Genomic DNA, 13,876 nt, shown 5'->3' with positions numbered 1-13,876 from the left:
GTCTTCAGGCCGTACGTGCCGGGAACCGTACGTTCCTCGGGCACTCAGGTTCCCTGCCCGGATTCCTGGCCACGCTGCTGTTCAGCATCGAGGACGACGTGGCGGCCGTGGTGCTCTCGAATGCCACCTCCGGCCCGCTCACCGGTACGGTCGCCGCGGACCTCCTGCAGATCGTCGCCGACGCGGAGCCGCGGATCCCGGAGCCCTGGCGCCCGCTGCCCGAGGTCGACGAAGGGCTGCTGGCGTTGACCGGTCCCTGGTACTGGGGCACGCGGGCCCACGCCCTGAAGCTGCTCGCAGACGGGGGTCTCGAGCTTCAGCCGCTGCAAGGCGTTGGCCGCGGGTCGGGGTTCCAAGCACGTCCCGACGGGACTTGGACGGGTCTCAACGGTTACTACGCGGGGGAGACGCTCCGGGTCGTGCGTGCCGAAGACGGAACGGTGGACCATCTCGACCTGGGATCGTTCGTTTTCACCCGGGAGCCGTATGACAGGAGCACGGCCATCCCCGGTGGCGTGGACGACGGGGGCTGGCGAGGGCTCGCACTCTGAAGGGCGTGGGTCGGCGTTTCACGTGAAACCGTCAGGAGCCGCGAACGTGAAACGCCGACCGGGACGCTCCCCAACTCCCGGACGGCGCACGGATCAGGCCGTCAGTTCGCGTTCCAGAGGCGTGCGGAAGCGTGGCGTGATCCGGGCGTCGCCCATCCATGCCGACAACCGAGCAGCCTCTGTCTCGATGAGCTGCGCGGCATCCTGGCCCACGTCGGACAGCAGACGCCACACCGGCTCACCATCTGCGCGCTGGGCCCAGCCACCCACGATTTCGCCGTTCCACCACACAGTGGGGCCGATGTTGCCGGCGCGGTCGAAAAGCGCGGCACGGTGATTCGCGGCTAACTGGAAACCGCGGTCGGCCCAGCCCATAGCGCTCGGGTCGAGACCGGGCAGCAGGGCCGCCCAGGGCTCCGGAGGAGGCTCAGCGGCGAGATCGCCCGGGGCGACCCAGCCGACGGCCCCGCTGTCGAGCAGTACTTCCTCAGGGGCGACGGCCGCCAGGGCCGCACGTGTCTCACGGACGCCCCAGCCGGTCCACCACTTCAGATCCGCCTCGGTCGCCGGACCGTACGAGCGCAGCCAGAGCCTGGCCACCTCCGCTCGCGCCTCGGCAGGATCCGACGCGGGCCATGGCTCGGCGGCCGTCCAGCGGAACTGACTGGAGGTCCATGAACCACGCGGCCGGTCGCGGCGGATCCGCCCATCGGCGGCCAGTACCCGGATGATCCGGGAGGCGACTCCCTGCACGGTCTCCTGCCTCGTGCCGGGAAAGACCGTGATCTTCGTGCGCAGAGCCGGTACGGCCGCGGAGAGCTCATTTCCCGTCGCGGGCCCTCGGGCGGCCAGAGCGGTGAGCGTCTCGCTCTCCGTGTCGGCGAGCCACCGCTCGTCCAGGCCGTTGCCGTCCTCCCGTAGATGCTTGAGCAGCTTGCGCCGTTCCTTGGCTGCCACCATGCGTGCGTTCGACGCGTCGACGGCGGGTGCGACGTCCGTTGACACGGTGAACAGGGTGTTCCGCATGGACAGCAGGCGAACCAGCGAGACGTCCTCGTAGAGGGCGCGCTCCACCACCGCGGTGCCGGGGTCGGACAGGCGTGCGCACACCGAGAGATAGAGCGTCGCGGCATCGGTCGCGTGCAGGGCTACGACGGCGTCCGCCACCGCCACGACCGAGTCGGCCCGCTCGGACGGAACCAGCAGATGGCGTCGCCCCAGTCTGCTCCTGCGCTGCTTGTCATCGATGCGGTACATGCGTGCCCTCTCGCATTGCGGAGCTCCGGGGGCGCTACGGGGTCAGAGTGCGAGCTTGAATCCCACGTGGCTCGCCGTGAAGCCGAGCCGCTCGTAGAAGCGGTGGGCGTCGGTACGGGTGGCATCCGATGTCAACTGCACCAACTGGCAACCCTGACGCCTGGATTCGTCGACCGCCCACTGGATCAGCTGGGTGCCGAGGCCACTGCCGCGCTCATCGGCGTGGACGCGGACACCTTCGATGACCGAGCGCGTGGCACCGCGCCGGGACAGTCCCGGAACGATCGTGAGCTGGAGACTTCCCACGACGCGGCTCTCGCGCACAGCCACGACCAGATGCTGGTTCGGGTCGTCGGAAAGCCGCCGGAACGCGGCATGGTACGGGGCGAGGTCGTCCGGGGACTCGCGCTGCGCACCCAGCGGATCGTCGGCAAGCATGGCCACGACGGCGGGTATGTCGGAGAGTGCTGCGGGACGTATGTCGAGATCGCTCATGATCGGCAGACTACGCAAACCCGCCGGCTCAGGCGGGGACCTTCAGCGCCTCGACGGTCCGGACCAGGGGAGCGAGCTCCGGGTTCTCGGCGGCCTCGTCGAGAGCGGCGCGTAGCGCGGTGTCGTTGGTCGGCCTGGCCTCGTTCAGCAACGTGAGGCCCGCTTCCGTGACGTCCGTATAGATGCCCCGTCGATCCGTGTCGCACAGGTACCGGGTGAGTAGCCCACGGTCCTCGAGCCGGGTGACCAGCCGGGTGGTGGCGCTCTGGCTCAGCACCACGGCGTCCGCCACCTGCTTCATCTGCAGGTGCCCGCCCGTGCCGCTGTGCTGGCGGCTCAGGACGTCGAGCAGGGAGAACTCGCGCGCGCTGAGGCTGTGGCGGGACTGCAGGGCCCGTTCGATGCGGGCCTCGATCTTCCCGTGGAGCAGGGAGAGGGCGCACCAGCTCTGAGCGAGGGCCGTCAGTGCGGGATCTGTCGCTGTCATGGATCTCTCCTCCGTACGGGAGCTGCTTGCATCCAGGATAGGGCACGAGTGCAATAGCCCGCGCTTGCAATTAATGAGCGTGTGCAATTATTGTGGACGCTTGTAAGGCGCAGACGCAATCTTCAGGGAAGGTGACACCCATGCCGCTCGCGCTCCTCGCCCTCGCCATAGGGGCATTCGGTATCGGCACCACCGAGTTCGTGATCATGGGGTTGCTTCCCGATGTCGCGACCGACTTCCAGGTCTCGATCCCGACCGCAGGGTTTCTGGTCACGGGCTATGCCCTGGGTGTGGTCCTCGGCGCTCCGCTGATGACCATCCTGGGCACCCGGGTGACCAGAAAGCGGATGCTGATGCTCCTGATGGGGCTGTTCATCGTGGGGAACGTGGTGTCCGCACTGGCCCCCGTCTTCGGGGTGATGCTTGCTGGACGGGTGATCGCCTCACTCGCCCATGGAGCCTTCTTCGGCATCGGATCGGTCGTGGCTGCGGATCTGGTCGCTCCGGAGAAGAAAGCCGGTGCCATCGCCATGATGTTCACCGGGCTCACCGTCGCCAACGTCGTCGGAGTCCCGCTGGGGACCTTCATCGGTCAGAACTTCGGCTGGCGCATCACGTTCTTCGTCGTAGCCGGACTCGGCGTCCTGGGTCTCCTCGGCGTGGCGAAGCTCGTGCCGGAACAGCCGAAGCCCCAGGGCGTACGGATCCGGCACGAGCTGGCCGCTTTCCGCGACGTCCAGGTACTGCTCGCCATGGCGATGACGGTTCTGGGCTTCGGCGGCGTCTTCGCGGCAATCACCTACATCACGCCGATGATGACGGAGACCGCCGGCTTCGCAACGTCATCCGTCACCTGGCTGCTGGTCCTCTTCGGTCTCGGTATGGTCGGCGGGAATCTGCTCGGCGGTAAGTTCGCCGACCGCCATCTGATGCCGATGCTTTACGTGTCGCTCGGTGCGCTCGCCGTGGTCCTGGCCCTGTTCACGCTGACCGCGCACAACAAGATCGCTGCAGCGGTGACCATCGTCCTCATCGGGGCCCTTGGCTTCGCGACCGTGCCGCCGCTCCAGAAGCGGGTCCTCGACCAGGCGGCCGGCGCGCCCACCCTGGCCTCGGCCGTAAATATCGGTGCCTTCAACCTCGGGAACGCGCTGTCGGCGTGGCTCGGTGGCATCGTCATCGCGGCCGGGTTCGGATACACCGCGCCCAACTGGGTGGGCGCCGCACTCGCGGCCTCGGCGCTGCTACTGGCAGTGCTCTCGGGTGCGATCGAGCGCCGCACAGTCACTGGTGGCCGACTGGTTGCCGCGCAATCTCCCGGGCCTTCCGCAGGCGTCGGCCCCGGCGAGTCGGTCCCCACGGCTTCAGCACCGATATCGCGGTGATGAAGAGATACGTGGCCGCGGCTACCGAGGGTGCGATGACCAGATCGATGTCTGTCGCACCCCGGGCCGCGGCCTCGTTGATACCCGGGCGGAGCGAGAAGATCGACAGCCCCGCGGTGATCAGGGTCAGCCAGAACTTCGTCCAGACCCAGCGGTGTCTGGCCAGGCCCCAGGGGGTGCCGAGTGCCAGCAGCAGGCCGCTGAGGAGTGAAATCAGGGCGACCGGCACCACGAGCCAGTCGCCGAAAACCTTCATGGCGCTGGTGGCGGCCTGAGCCATCGTGGCGTCATGTGTGAGGAACGCGGTGAGGCCGAGGGACAGCAGGCCCACGGTGAGGCCCAGCCAGCTCACGGACACCGCTACGTGGGCGACGAGGAGACTTCGGCGAACAGGACGCTTGAGTGGTTTCACGTGAAACACGGTGCCAAGCGCGAAGCGCGCGGTCATCTGCCGACGGGAGTATTCACGGCTACTGGCCTCGGCGTACGCGGAGTGCCTGGCCTACCCGTCTTACACCTTGCCCGGGCTCCCGGCCTCAGCCCAGATCGGGCGCGTGCATCGCCCGTACGCCCTCGATGTTGGCGTCCAGATAGTGCCGCAGCGACAGCGGTACGAGGTGTACAGCCGCGATTCCGATGCGACTGAAGGGCACACGGACGACCTCGTACTCCCCACAGGGTTCGTCGATTTCTGGTCCGTGCCGACGTGACAGGTCCATCGAGGCCAGTCGGCATACGAAGAAATGCTGCACCTTCACGCCTTTGACGCCGCCGCCGGCGATGTGCTCGACGGTGTCGACGAAGCAGGGCACGACATCGACGACCTTTGCGCCGAGCTCCTCGTCCACTTCGCGGTGCAGTGCTTCGACGACGGTGGCGTCCTCCGGCTCGACGCCACCGCCCGGCGTGAGCCAGTACGGGTCGACGCCGGGCTTGGTGCGCTTGATCAGGATGAGGTCATCGCCGTCGAGCAGGACGGCGCGTGCTGTGCGCTTGACCACGGGGCGTTCGGTCATGGCAAGAGAGTGGCCCAGGAAACCCGATCTGAAACTCCTATCGGCCGACCGGTCACCAGTCCACGGCAGCACGCACCAGCCACTCGTGCGCCCGCGCAATGTGCGGGAGGCCCAGTGTGCCGGTCCTCGCGATGAGGAAATAGGTGCGCAGCGGCGGTATCGGAGGGTCGAGCAGCGCCACGACTTCGCCCCGCTCCAGCGCGTTCTCGCAGAGATAGCGCGGTAGCACCGCGAGGCCGGCGCCCGCCGCCGCGCACTCCAGGACCGCGCGGAGATCCGGTGCGATGACGGCGGCGGAAGCGGCGGGGCGGCTGTCGAAGACCGTCGCCCAGTAGCGGGAGACCAGAGGGAGGCTTTCGTGCACCTCGACCACCGGGAGCTGTTCCAGCAGTACGGATCCCTTGTGCCGCAGCGCCCCGGGCCCCAGGCGTCCTGCCCAACGCGGCGCGGCGACCAGGACGTGCTCCTCGTCGCAGAGGGTGGTCGACGTCAGCAGCACACCGCGCGGACGGGCGGTGGTGATGGCCAGATCATGATGTCCGGCCGCCAGCCCCTCCAGCGCGTCTTCGGTGTTCGCGACAAAGGTGCTGCGCATCGCGAGCCCTTGGGCGATCAAGGGCGTGAGGGCGGGCAGTGCCCGAACAGAGGTGAACTCGGGTGGACCGGCCAGGTGCAGTGTCCTCGTCCCCGACTCCTCGTCGAGCCCCGCCTCGACGATGTCCACCAGCGCGTCCAGGTGAGGAGCGGCCCGGTGGGCGAGCTCGTCGCCGACGGTGGTCGGGGTGACCCCGCGGGCCCTGCGGAGAAAGAGCGGCCGGCCAAGCTGCCGCTCCAGGGCGCGTATCTGCGAGGTGACGGCGGGCTGGGACAGCCCGAGGAGGGCGGCTGCCCGGGTGAATGATCCGGCCCGGTGCACCGTGACGAATGTGCGCAGCAGGGCCAGGTCCATGGTCCGCCCCCTCCACCGTCGCGGACGCTGCGCCGTCCCGCACCGTCCCTCGCAACCGCCTCAACTATAAATATGTCGATAGGTCGCTGTCGCTACTGTGATTGGACACTGACGCAGAGTCAATTAGCCTTGTCCAGGCGGTTCTCGGCGCAGGAACCGGGGCGGTCCGAGTCACGAGGGGGGAGGCTCGGACCGCTCGTCCCGAGCGGGACCGGTCCGGTGGACGGGGACGCCCGTCCCGGACCGGTCCTGCCAGGACCGTAGGGGAAGGGCTCAGCGCATGGACGCGTCCAGCGCGCGTTCCACGTCCGCCAGCAGGTCCTCGGGATCCTCGGCGCCCACCGAGAAACGGACGAAGCCTTCCGGCACCGCGTCCCCGCCCCAGCGCGCCCGGCGCTCGGCGGTCGAACGTACGCCGCCGAAGCTCGTCGCGTCGTCGACCAGTCGCAGAGCGGCCAGGAAGCGCTCCGCGGTCTGCTTGTCCGCCAGCTCGAAGGAGACCACGGAGCCGAAGCGCCGCATCTGTCGCACAGCGATCGGATACGAGGGGTCACCGGGAAGCCCCGGGTAGCGGAGCCCCGCCACGTCAGCGCGTTTGGCCAGGGCCTCGGCGAGCGCCAGCGCGGTCGTGCACTGGCGGTCGATCCGCAGTTGCAGCGTGGCCAGCGAACGGTGCGCCAGCCAGGCCTCCATGGGACCGGGAATGGCGCCGACCACCTTGCGCCAGCGTCGTACTCCGGCCGAGAGCTGTGGGTCCCGGCAGCTCGCATGGCCGAGCAGGATGTCTCCGTGCCCGGTCATGCCCTTGGTGTCGCTGGCCACCGAGAAGTCCGCACCCAGCTCCAGGGGGCGCTGGCCGAGAGGCGTGGCCAGGGTGTTGTCGACCGCGACCAGAACACCCGCGGCGTGCGCGGCCTCGACGAGCCTGCGCACATCACAGACGTCGAGCCCTGGGTTGGACGGTGTCTCGATCCACAGGAGCTTGGCGCCCTCCAGGAGCTCCAGCTGGGCGTCGCCGCCGGTCGGCGCGGTCCGCACCTCGACGCCGTATGCCTCCAGCTGCTCCCGCACCAGGGGGAGAGCCTGATAGCCGTCGTCCGGCAGGACCACGACGTCGCCGGTGCGCGCCTGGGACAGCAGTACGGCCGAGATGGCCGCCATTCCGGAAGCGAAGACCGTGGTCTCGACCTTCTCCCCCGGCGACTCCAGTTCGCCGATGGCCCGCTCCAGGTGGGTCCAGGTCGGATTCGTCTCGCGGCCGTAGGTATAAGGACCGACGGGCTCGCCGGACAGATGGAAGTGCGCGGCGAAGACCGGACCGGGAAGCGTGGGTTCGTACTGCTCAGGTTCGGGCAGGCCCGCTCGTACGGCCCGTGTCCCGTCGCCCGTGGTGCTCATTCTCAATACCTCGTTTCTCCCCGGCGTTCACCGGTCCGCAGTGCACTGTGTCATCAGGGGACGATTCAGTCCTCGTCGGGGAGCACGACATTGAGTGCCCAGGACACGACCGAAATGATCAGGCCGCCCAGGACCGCGGTCCAGAAGCCGTCGACATGGAAGTTCAGATCGACGACGTCGGCCAGCCACGAGGTCAGCATCAGCATCAGGGCGTTGACGACGAGCGTGATCAGCCCGAGCGTCAGGATGAACAAGGGCAGGGTGAGCAGCTTCACAACGGGCTTGACGACGAAGTTCACCAGGCCGAACAGCAGCGCCACCAGGATCAGGGTGAGCACCTTGCGTCCGGTGTTGTCTCCGGTCAGCGTGATGTCCTGGAGCAGCCAGATGGCCACAGCCAGCGCACCCGCGTTGGCGATCGTCTTGACTACGAAATTCTTCATGTGTCTGATCGTGGCAGACATGATCGATGGCGGACACCGCCTGGGCGGACGAGCGCAGGCGCGAGGGGCGGACGGACGATGAAGGCATTCAGACTCGACGAGCTGGAGGCGGAACGCGCCGCCAACGACGGCGCTTATCTGCAGTTCGTCCGGGAACGCAACATGTCCGTCGGCCTGTACGCCCTGGATGCCGGCGCGCTGGACCCCCAGCAACCGCACAAGCAGGACGAGGTGTACTTCGTCGTCAGCGGCCGGGCCGCGATCACGGTCGGCATGGAGACCACACAGGTGGGACGGGGGAGCGTCGTGTACGTACCCGCCGGGACCGCCCACAAGTTCCACCACATCACCGAGGACCTCCGGGTGATGGTGGTCTTCTCCCCGCCGGAGGGCTGATCGGCAGTCCCCAGGGATTCCGTGCCGGGCTCTCCCTGGTCCCGATGTTCCCTAGGGGATGGCTCAGGGGACTTCAAGGGCTCCCGGGCCCCCGCAGGTCGCCCCCGCGCCTCTAGCATCGAGGCAAGGAACTCACAGAGACGAGGTAGTGGCGATGGCGGTGCGGGAGATTTTCGCGGGGATGCCCTGGTGGGTGAAGTGGGTCGCGGTGCCTCTCATCGCGATCGTCGTGTTCGGCGGCCTGATCGCCAGTGTGGTCGGGTTCGTCATCGGGCTGCTGTTCAAGGCGCTGGTGTTCGTCGTCCTCGTGGGTGGCCTGATCTTCGTGGTGCGGAAGTTCATGTCCTCGTCCGAGCGCAGCGACTGGTAGGAGCAGGGGCGCTCTCCGATCACGCGCTGTCCCGAGCCCGCGTGAGGGGTCACAGATTCGGCGATTAGCCCAGCTGAGCTAAGTCCAGGACGAAACCTCACTCGTGACTGAACGTGCGGATACAGTGGCGTACCGCTGCCGCCAGCTGGAAAATGACGGTCCGTCATCATCCTGCCCAGTGGTTTGTGCGACCGTCCGGTCTCCGGACCCCAGGCTCGCGGCGGGCCCGTGGGGGCGGCCCCCGCGGGAGGGCTGAAAGCCCGTCACCATGCCTGGGGGTGACCTGTGACCACGGCATCGAGCACGGCTGTCCCGACGTTGATCGGTTCGGTTCAGCGGGCGTTGAGACTTATGGAGGCTGTGGGCACCCATCGGGACGGGGCGCCGGCGAAGCAGCTCGCCCGCGAGGCCGGGCTTCCCCTCCCCACCGCCTACCACCTGCTGAGAACCCTGACCCATGAGGGGTATCTACGCAGGGAGAACGGCGTCTTCCTGTTCGGAGCCGCGGCCGAACGGCTGGGTGGAGGTCCTGCGACCCCGCGTCCCGGAGTGATCGTCGACTCGCTCGCACACTGGGCGCACGTCATCGGCGCTCCTGTGTACTGCGCCCTGTACAAGGATGGCGAGATCGAGATGGTCGCCGTCGCCGATACTCCGGCCGTTCCCGCGGTGCGCGAGTGGGCCTCGTTCCGGGAGACGGGCCATGCCCATGCTCTCGGGCAGTGTCTCCTCGGGCAGCTCGACGAGCGCGCACGCGAAGATCATCTGGACCGGCACCCTGTCCGGCCGCTGACGCGTTACTCCGTAAGGGATCGTCAGGCGTTCCTGAGCCGGCTGAGATCGATGAAACGTACCGAACCTGTCGTTGAACGGCAGGAGTACGCCATGGGAACGGTCTGTGCGGCCATTCCGATCACTGTCGGTTCCGCCGTCGCGGCCATGGCTGTTTCTCTCCCTCTGCATCAAGAAGAACGGTTGCTCCCCGCAGTCGAACAACTACGCTGCGAAGTGACCACCCTCTTGCGCTCGTTCGTGTTCTCTATCAGTATCTGAAAAATCACTCCTTGTGATCTGCTATCGCGTGCACCACGATGGCGTCAATAGGGCCATGGGGGATCATTCCTGGCCAGATTCATCTACTGCGGGGTTGAACGATGCGCGAGTCGGTTCAAGCAGAGGTCATGATGAGCTTCCTCGTCTCCGAGGAGCTCTCCTTCCGTATTCCGGTGGAGCTCCGGTACGAGGTCAGCGATCCGTACGCGATCCGGATGACCTTCCACCTGCCGGGTGACGCCCCCGTCACCTGGGCATTCGGCCGTGAGCTGCTGCTCGATGGTCTCAACAGCCCCAGTGGTGACGGTGATGTGCACATCGGTCCGACCGAGCCCGAAGGGCTGTCGGATGTACACATCCGCCTTCAGGTCGGCGCGGACCGCGCGCTCTTCAGGGCCGGCACAGCACCTCTTGTGGCTTTCCTCGACCGGACGGACAAGCTGGTGCCATTGGGGCAGGAGCACACGCTGGGTGACTTCGACGGCAATCTGGAAGAGGCGCTGGGCCGCATCCTCGCCAAGGAACAGAACGCCGGCTGAACAGGAAGTCACGGCTGAACACCGAGCGCGGGCGGCCCGGGTCCATGCGTCCGGCGTCCCGGCTCACGCCTTGCGGCGTCGGCCCCTCCCGGTCCGTGCGGGTGCAGGAGCTCCGGCTTCCGCGCCGAGCCCCGTGCGGTCCGCGGAGACCACCAGGGCCGCGAGCACCGTCGTCACCGGCACCGAGGCGACCAGCCCGATCGACCCGACCAGTGTCCGGACGATCTCCTCCGCGACCAGTTCGCTGTTGGCCACCGTGCCCACGCTGCTCTGCGCGATCGAGAAGAGCAGCAGCAGGGGAAGCGCCGCGCCCGCGTAGGCGAGTACGAGCGTATTGACGACCGAGGCGATGTGGTCGCGCCCGATCCGGATACCCGCCCGGTAGAGCCGGCGTACGCCCATGGTCGGGTCGGCCTGGTGAAGTTCCCAGACCGCCGACGTCTGAGTGACGGTCACATCGTCGAGCACGCCGAGCGAGCCGATGATCACACCGGCCAGCAGCAGGCCGCTCATGTCGATGTCCGGGTACAGCCCGTGGATGAGGCCGGTGTTGTCATCCGTGTTTCCGGAAAGGCTGGCCCAGCCGATGAAGAGCGAGCCCAGCAGCCCGATCAGCAGCAGCGAGATGAGCGTGCCGATGACGGCCACGGAGGTGCGGGCCGTCAGCCCGTGGCAGGCGTAGAGGGCGATCAGCATGATGGCGCTGGATCCGATCACCGCCACGACCAGCGGATTCGAGCCCTGCAGGATCGCCGGCAGGATGAACAGGGTCAGCACGGCGAAGGAGACGGCGAGGGCGATCAGCGCCATCAGCCCGCGCAGTCTGCCCACCACGACCACCGCGAGGGCGAAGAGCCCGGCGAGCAGTGCCATCGGCACGGTGCGGTCCACATCGGTGACCGAGTACTGCAGATCCCGGGGTGCGTCGGGTGCGTACGCCACGACCACGCCTTGGCCCTCGCGCAGTTGCCGGGGCGCATCGGGCTGGACGACCTCGACGAACGTACGGCCCTTGTCCTTACCGGTCGTCACCTCGACCGTGGCCTTCTTGCACTGCCCCGACTGCTCGTTGACGGCCTCCCGCCCCGACGGCGTGGAGGTGTCGCCGGTCGGCGGTACCTGAGAGGCGTTGACGTCGGCGCAGTCGACCGACACGACCTTCGTCACCCGTCCGTCCTGGGTCTGCCGGTCGAATCCGACACCTGTGCGCTCGTGCGCGGGGGCGCCGCCGGGCCAGAACGCCACGAGGCCGACCAGGACCGCGGTCGCGAAGGGGATCACCACGGCCGCGATGACCTTGCGCAGGTGCTTGGAGACCGGCGCGGCTGGACCGTGGCTGTGGGTGTGGCCGTGCGCATGACTCTGCGTGCTGCCTGATACGAGGCCGGGGGGTTCGGGGGCGCTTCCGGGGGACGTCACCCGGCGATCATCCCAAGAACCGGGGAGGCCCTCTGGCCAGCACGCCAGAAAGGAGGCTAGCGTGGAGCCACATCTGTACACGCGGGAGCTCGGAGCACCGGGCTGAGAGGGCGCTGACCTCCGTATATCCATACGGGACACGCTGCGTCGACCGCCGAACCTGTTACCGGGTAATGCCGGCGTAGGGAGTAGGTCTCATGACCACAGCGGACGCACGCACGCCTGCCTCGATGCGGAATGCGCAGAATGCGCAGATCCCGACGGACAACGCGAACTCGGCCGACAGCGCCGACGCGGGGAACGACGAGGCCGGGAAGTCCATCGGCTGGCACAAGGGATACGTCCAGGGCTCGCGCCCGGATCTCCGGGTGCCGGTCCGTCAGGTGCACCTCACCAACGGGAAGGACGTGACGCTGTACGACACGTCCGGGCCGTACACCGATCCCACCGTCGACACCGATGTACGCCGGGGGCTCGCCCCGCTCCGGGAGAACTGGATCATCGCTCGCGGGGACACCGAGGAGTACGCGGGCCGTCCCGCGCGGCCCGAGGACGACGGGCTCAAGCACACCTCGCCGCGCGGAGGCCTGCGCAACCTAGACGCGGTCTTCCCGGGGCGCCCGCGGCAGCCCCGCCGCAGCCGTGACGGCCGGCCGGTCACGCAGCTCGCGTACGCACGCCGGGGGGAGATCACCCCGGAGATGGAGTACGTCGCGATCCGGGAGGGCGTCGAACCCGAGGTCGTACGCGAGGAGATCGCCGCGGGACGGGCGGTCCTGCCGGCCAACGTCAACCACCCGGAGATCGAGCCGATGATCATCGGCAAGCGATTCCTGGTGAAGGTGAACGCCAACATCGGGAACTCCGCGGTCACCTCCTCCATCGAGGAGGAGGTGGACAAGATGACCTGGGCCACCAAGTGGGGCGCCGACACGGTCATGGACCTTTCCACGGGCCGCAACATCCACACCACCCGCGAGTGGGTCCTGCGCAACTCGCCCGTGCCGATCGGCACCGTCCCCCTCTACCAGGCACTCGAGAAGGTCGACGGCCGGGCCGAGGAACTGACGTGGGAGACCTACAAGGACACGGTCATCGAGCAGGCGGAGCAGGGCGTCGACTACATGACGGTGCACGCCGGTGTCCGGCTGCCGTACGTTCCGCTGACGGCACGTCGCAAGACCGGCATCGTCTCGCGCGGCGGTTCCATCATGGCGGCCTGGTGCCTGGCACATCACAAGGAGTCGTTCCTGTACGAGCACTTCGAGGAGCTCTGCGAGATCCTCGCGGCCTACGACGTGACGTACTCGCTCGGCGACGGGCTGCGTCCCGGCTCCATCGCCGATGCCAATGACGAGGCGCAGTTCGCCGAACTCCGTACGCTCGGCGAGCTCAACACCGTCGCCAAGCGGTTCGGCGTCCAGACGATGATCGAGGGCCCGGGCCATGTCCCGATGCACAAGATCAAGGAGAACATCGATCTTCAGCAGGAGATCTGTGAGGAGGCGCCGTTCTACACGCTGGGCCCCCTCACAACCGATGTGGCCCCCGCGTACGACCACATCACCTCGGGTATCGGTGCGGCGATGATCGCCTGGTGGGGGACGGCGATGCTCTGTTACGTCACGCCCAAGGAGCACTTGGGGCTGCCGAATCGCGACGACGTGAAGACCGGTGTCATCACGTACAAGATCGCAGCCCATGCGGCGGACCTCGCCAAGGGCCATCCCGGGGCGCAGGAGTGGGACGACGCACTGTCGGACGCCCGGTTCGAATTCCGCTGGGAGGACCAGTTCAACCTGGCACTCGACCCCGACACGGCGCGGGAGTTCCACGACGAGACGCTGCCGGCCGAGCCGGCGAAGACCGCTCACTTCTGTTCGATGTGCGGCCCCAAGTTCTGCTCGATGAAGATCTCCCACGACATCCGGCGGGAGCACGGGGTCGAGCAGGCGGAGATCGAGGCGGGGATGGCTGAGAAGTCCAAGGAGTTCGCAGCTGCGGGCAACAGGGTCTATCTGCCGCTCGCGGACTGACGGCAGGGGCTTCCTCCAGGCGTCACGGCGCTGTCCTTGCCACGGCCGGCCGGGACGGCGCCCGTCCCGGCCGGCGCAGCGC

General features: G+C 67.8%; 15 protein-coding genes, 1 pseudogene and 1 riboswitch. Of the genes and pseudogenes, 7 read left to right on the top strand and 9 right to left on the bottom strand.

The features are described 5' to 3' along the window. A pseudogene (locus tag ACFWFI_RS31800) lies at positions 1–551 on the top strand (serine hydrolase); the annotation flags it as partial. Positions 552–644: 93 nt separating this feature from the next. On the opposite strand, the gene ACFWFI_RS31795 reads toward ACFWFI_RS31800, so the two are convergent. Genes ACFWFI_RS31795 through ACFWFI_RS31785 form a run of 3 tightly spaced genes read right to left on the bottom strand, consistent with a single transcriptional unit; the run spans position 645 to position 2,790 of the window. Beyond that, a complete protein-coding gene (locus ACFWFI_RS31795; protein WP_387396899.1) occupies positions 645–1,808 on the bottom strand; it encodes a winged helix DNA-binding domain-containing protein in 1,164 nt (387 codons plus the stop codon). Positions 1,809–1,850: 42 nt separating this feature from the next. Next, the gene (locus ACFWFI_RS31790) at positions 1,851–2,303 is read right to left on the bottom strand and encodes a GNAT family N-acetyltransferase (protein WP_387396896.1); all 453 of its coding nucleotides are present in this window, start codon (positions 2,301–2,303) and stop codon (positions 1,851–1,853) included. 28 nt (positions 2,304–2,331) lie between these two features. Continuing rightward, positions 2,332–2,790: a MarR family winged helix-turn-helix transcriptional regulator gene (locus tag ACFWFI_RS31785; RefSeq protein WP_387396893.1), complete on the bottom strand. Its 459-nt coding sequence runs from the start codon at positions 2,788–2,790 to the stop codon at positions 2,332–2,334. A 140-nt stretch (positions 2,791–2,930) separates the two neighbouring features. Here ACFWFI_RS31785 and ACFWFI_RS31780 point away from each other — a divergent pair, with 140 nt between their 5' ends. Then, complete coding sequence (locus ACFWFI_RS31780) at positions 2,931–4,175, top strand: MFS transporter (protein WP_387396890.1); 1,245 nt, start codon at positions 2,931–2,933, stop codon at positions 4,173–4,175. Here the strand turns inward: ACFWFI_RS31780 and ACFWFI_RS31775 are convergent. The 5 genes from ACFWFI_RS31775 to ACFWFI_RS31755 all read right to left on the bottom strand — a co-directional run bounded on the left by ACFWFI_RS31775 (position 4,075) and on the right by ACFWFI_RS31755 (position 7,981). Continuing rightward, a complete protein-coding gene (locus ACFWFI_RS31775) occupies positions 4,075–4,587 on the bottom strand; it encodes a DUF2269 domain-containing protein (RefSeq protein WP_387396887.1) in 513 nt (170 codons plus the stop codon). The two genes, ACFWFI_RS31780 and ACFWFI_RS31775, sit on opposite strands and share 101 nt — an antisense overlap. A 124-nt stretch (positions 4,588–4,711) precedes the next feature. Then, positions 4,712–5,191: an NUDIX domain-containing protein gene (locus ACFWFI_RS31770; RefSeq protein WP_387396884.1), complete on the bottom strand. Its 480-nt coding sequence runs from the start codon at positions 5,189–5,191 to the stop codon at positions 4,712–4,714. A gap of 52 nt (positions 5,192–5,243) precedes the next feature. Next, positions 5,244–6,140 (bottom strand): LysR family transcriptional regulator, encoded by an 897-nt coding sequence (locus ACFWFI_RS31765; RefSeq protein WP_387396881.1) that lies wholly within the window; start codon positions 6,138–6,140, stop codon positions 5,244–5,246. Positions 6,141–6,413: 273 nt separating this feature from the next. After that, complete coding sequence (locus ACFWFI_RS31760) at positions 6,414–7,538, bottom strand: cystathionine gamma-lyase (RefSeq protein ID WP_387396878.1); 1,125 nt, start codon at positions 7,536–7,538, stop codon at positions 6,414–6,416. A 65-nt stretch (positions 7,539–7,603) separates the two neighbouring features. Then, positions 7,604–7,981, bottom strand: a complete 378-nt coding sequence (locus ACFWFI_RS31755; protein WP_387396875.1) for a phage holin family protein — start codon at positions 7,979–7,981, stop codon at positions 7,604–7,606. A gap of 78 nt (positions 7,982–8,059) precedes the next feature. Between ACFWFI_RS31755 and ACFWFI_RS31750 the strand changes: the two genes are divergently transcribed. From ACFWFI_RS31750 to ACFWFI_RS31735, 4 genes are all read left to right on the top strand, one after another. Beyond that, positions 8,060–8,377: a cupin domain-containing protein gene (locus tag ACFWFI_RS31750; protein ID WP_387396872.1), complete on the top strand. Its 318-nt coding sequence runs from the start codon at positions 8,060–8,062 to the stop codon at positions 8,375–8,377. 160 nt (positions 8,378–8,537) lie between these two features. Beyond that, the gene (locus tag ACFWFI_RS31745) at positions 8,538–8,747 is read left to right on the top strand and encodes a DUF5326 family protein (protein ID WP_099173639.1); all 210 of its coding nucleotides are present in this window, start codon (positions 8,538–8,540) and stop codon (positions 8,745–8,747) included. A gap of 285 nt (positions 8,748–9,032) precedes the next feature. Next, entirely contained in the window at positions 9,033–9,800 is a 768-nt protein-coding gene (locus ACFWFI_RS31740; protein WP_387396870.1) for an IclR family transcriptional regulator, read from the top strand. Positions 9,801–9,901: 101 nt separating this feature from the next. Continuing rightward, positions 9,902–10,339, top strand: coding sequence for an SsgA family sporulation/cell division regulator (locus tag ACFWFI_RS31735; RefSeq protein WP_073750747.1), 438 nt, complete (start codon positions 9,902–9,904; stop codon positions 10,337–10,339). A gap of 63 nt (positions 10,340–10,402) precedes the next feature. On the opposite strand, the gene ACFWFI_RS31730 is transcribed toward ACFWFI_RS31735, so the two are convergent. Continuing rightward, positions 10,403–11,758 carry a YibE/F family protein gene (locus ACFWFI_RS31730; protein WP_387396867.1) on the bottom strand — a complete coding sequence of 452 codons (1,356 nt, stop codon included), beginning with the start codon at positions 11,756–11,758 and terminating at the stop codon, positions 10,403–10,405. A gap of 71 nt (positions 11,759–11,829) precedes the next feature. Next, a riboswitch (TPP riboswitch) is annotated at positions 11,830–11,963 on the top strand. Here ACFWFI_RS31730 and thiC point away from each other — a divergent pair. Continuing rightward, entirely contained in the window at positions 11,956–13,794 is a 1,839-nt protein-coding gene (gene thiC / locus ACFWFI_RS31725) for a phosphomethylpyrimidine synthase ThiC (RefSeq protein ID WP_387396864.1), read from the top strand. It overlaps the preceding riboswitch by 8 nt. Positions 13,795–13,876: the final 82 nt, after the last annotated feature.

The organism is Streptomyces sp. NPDC060209, assembly GCF_042728155.1.
Lineage (GTDB): Bacteria > Actinomycetota > Actinomycetes > Streptomycetales > Streptomycetaceae > Streptomyces.
This window is presented reverse-complemented; position numbering and strand designations above follow the sequence as displayed.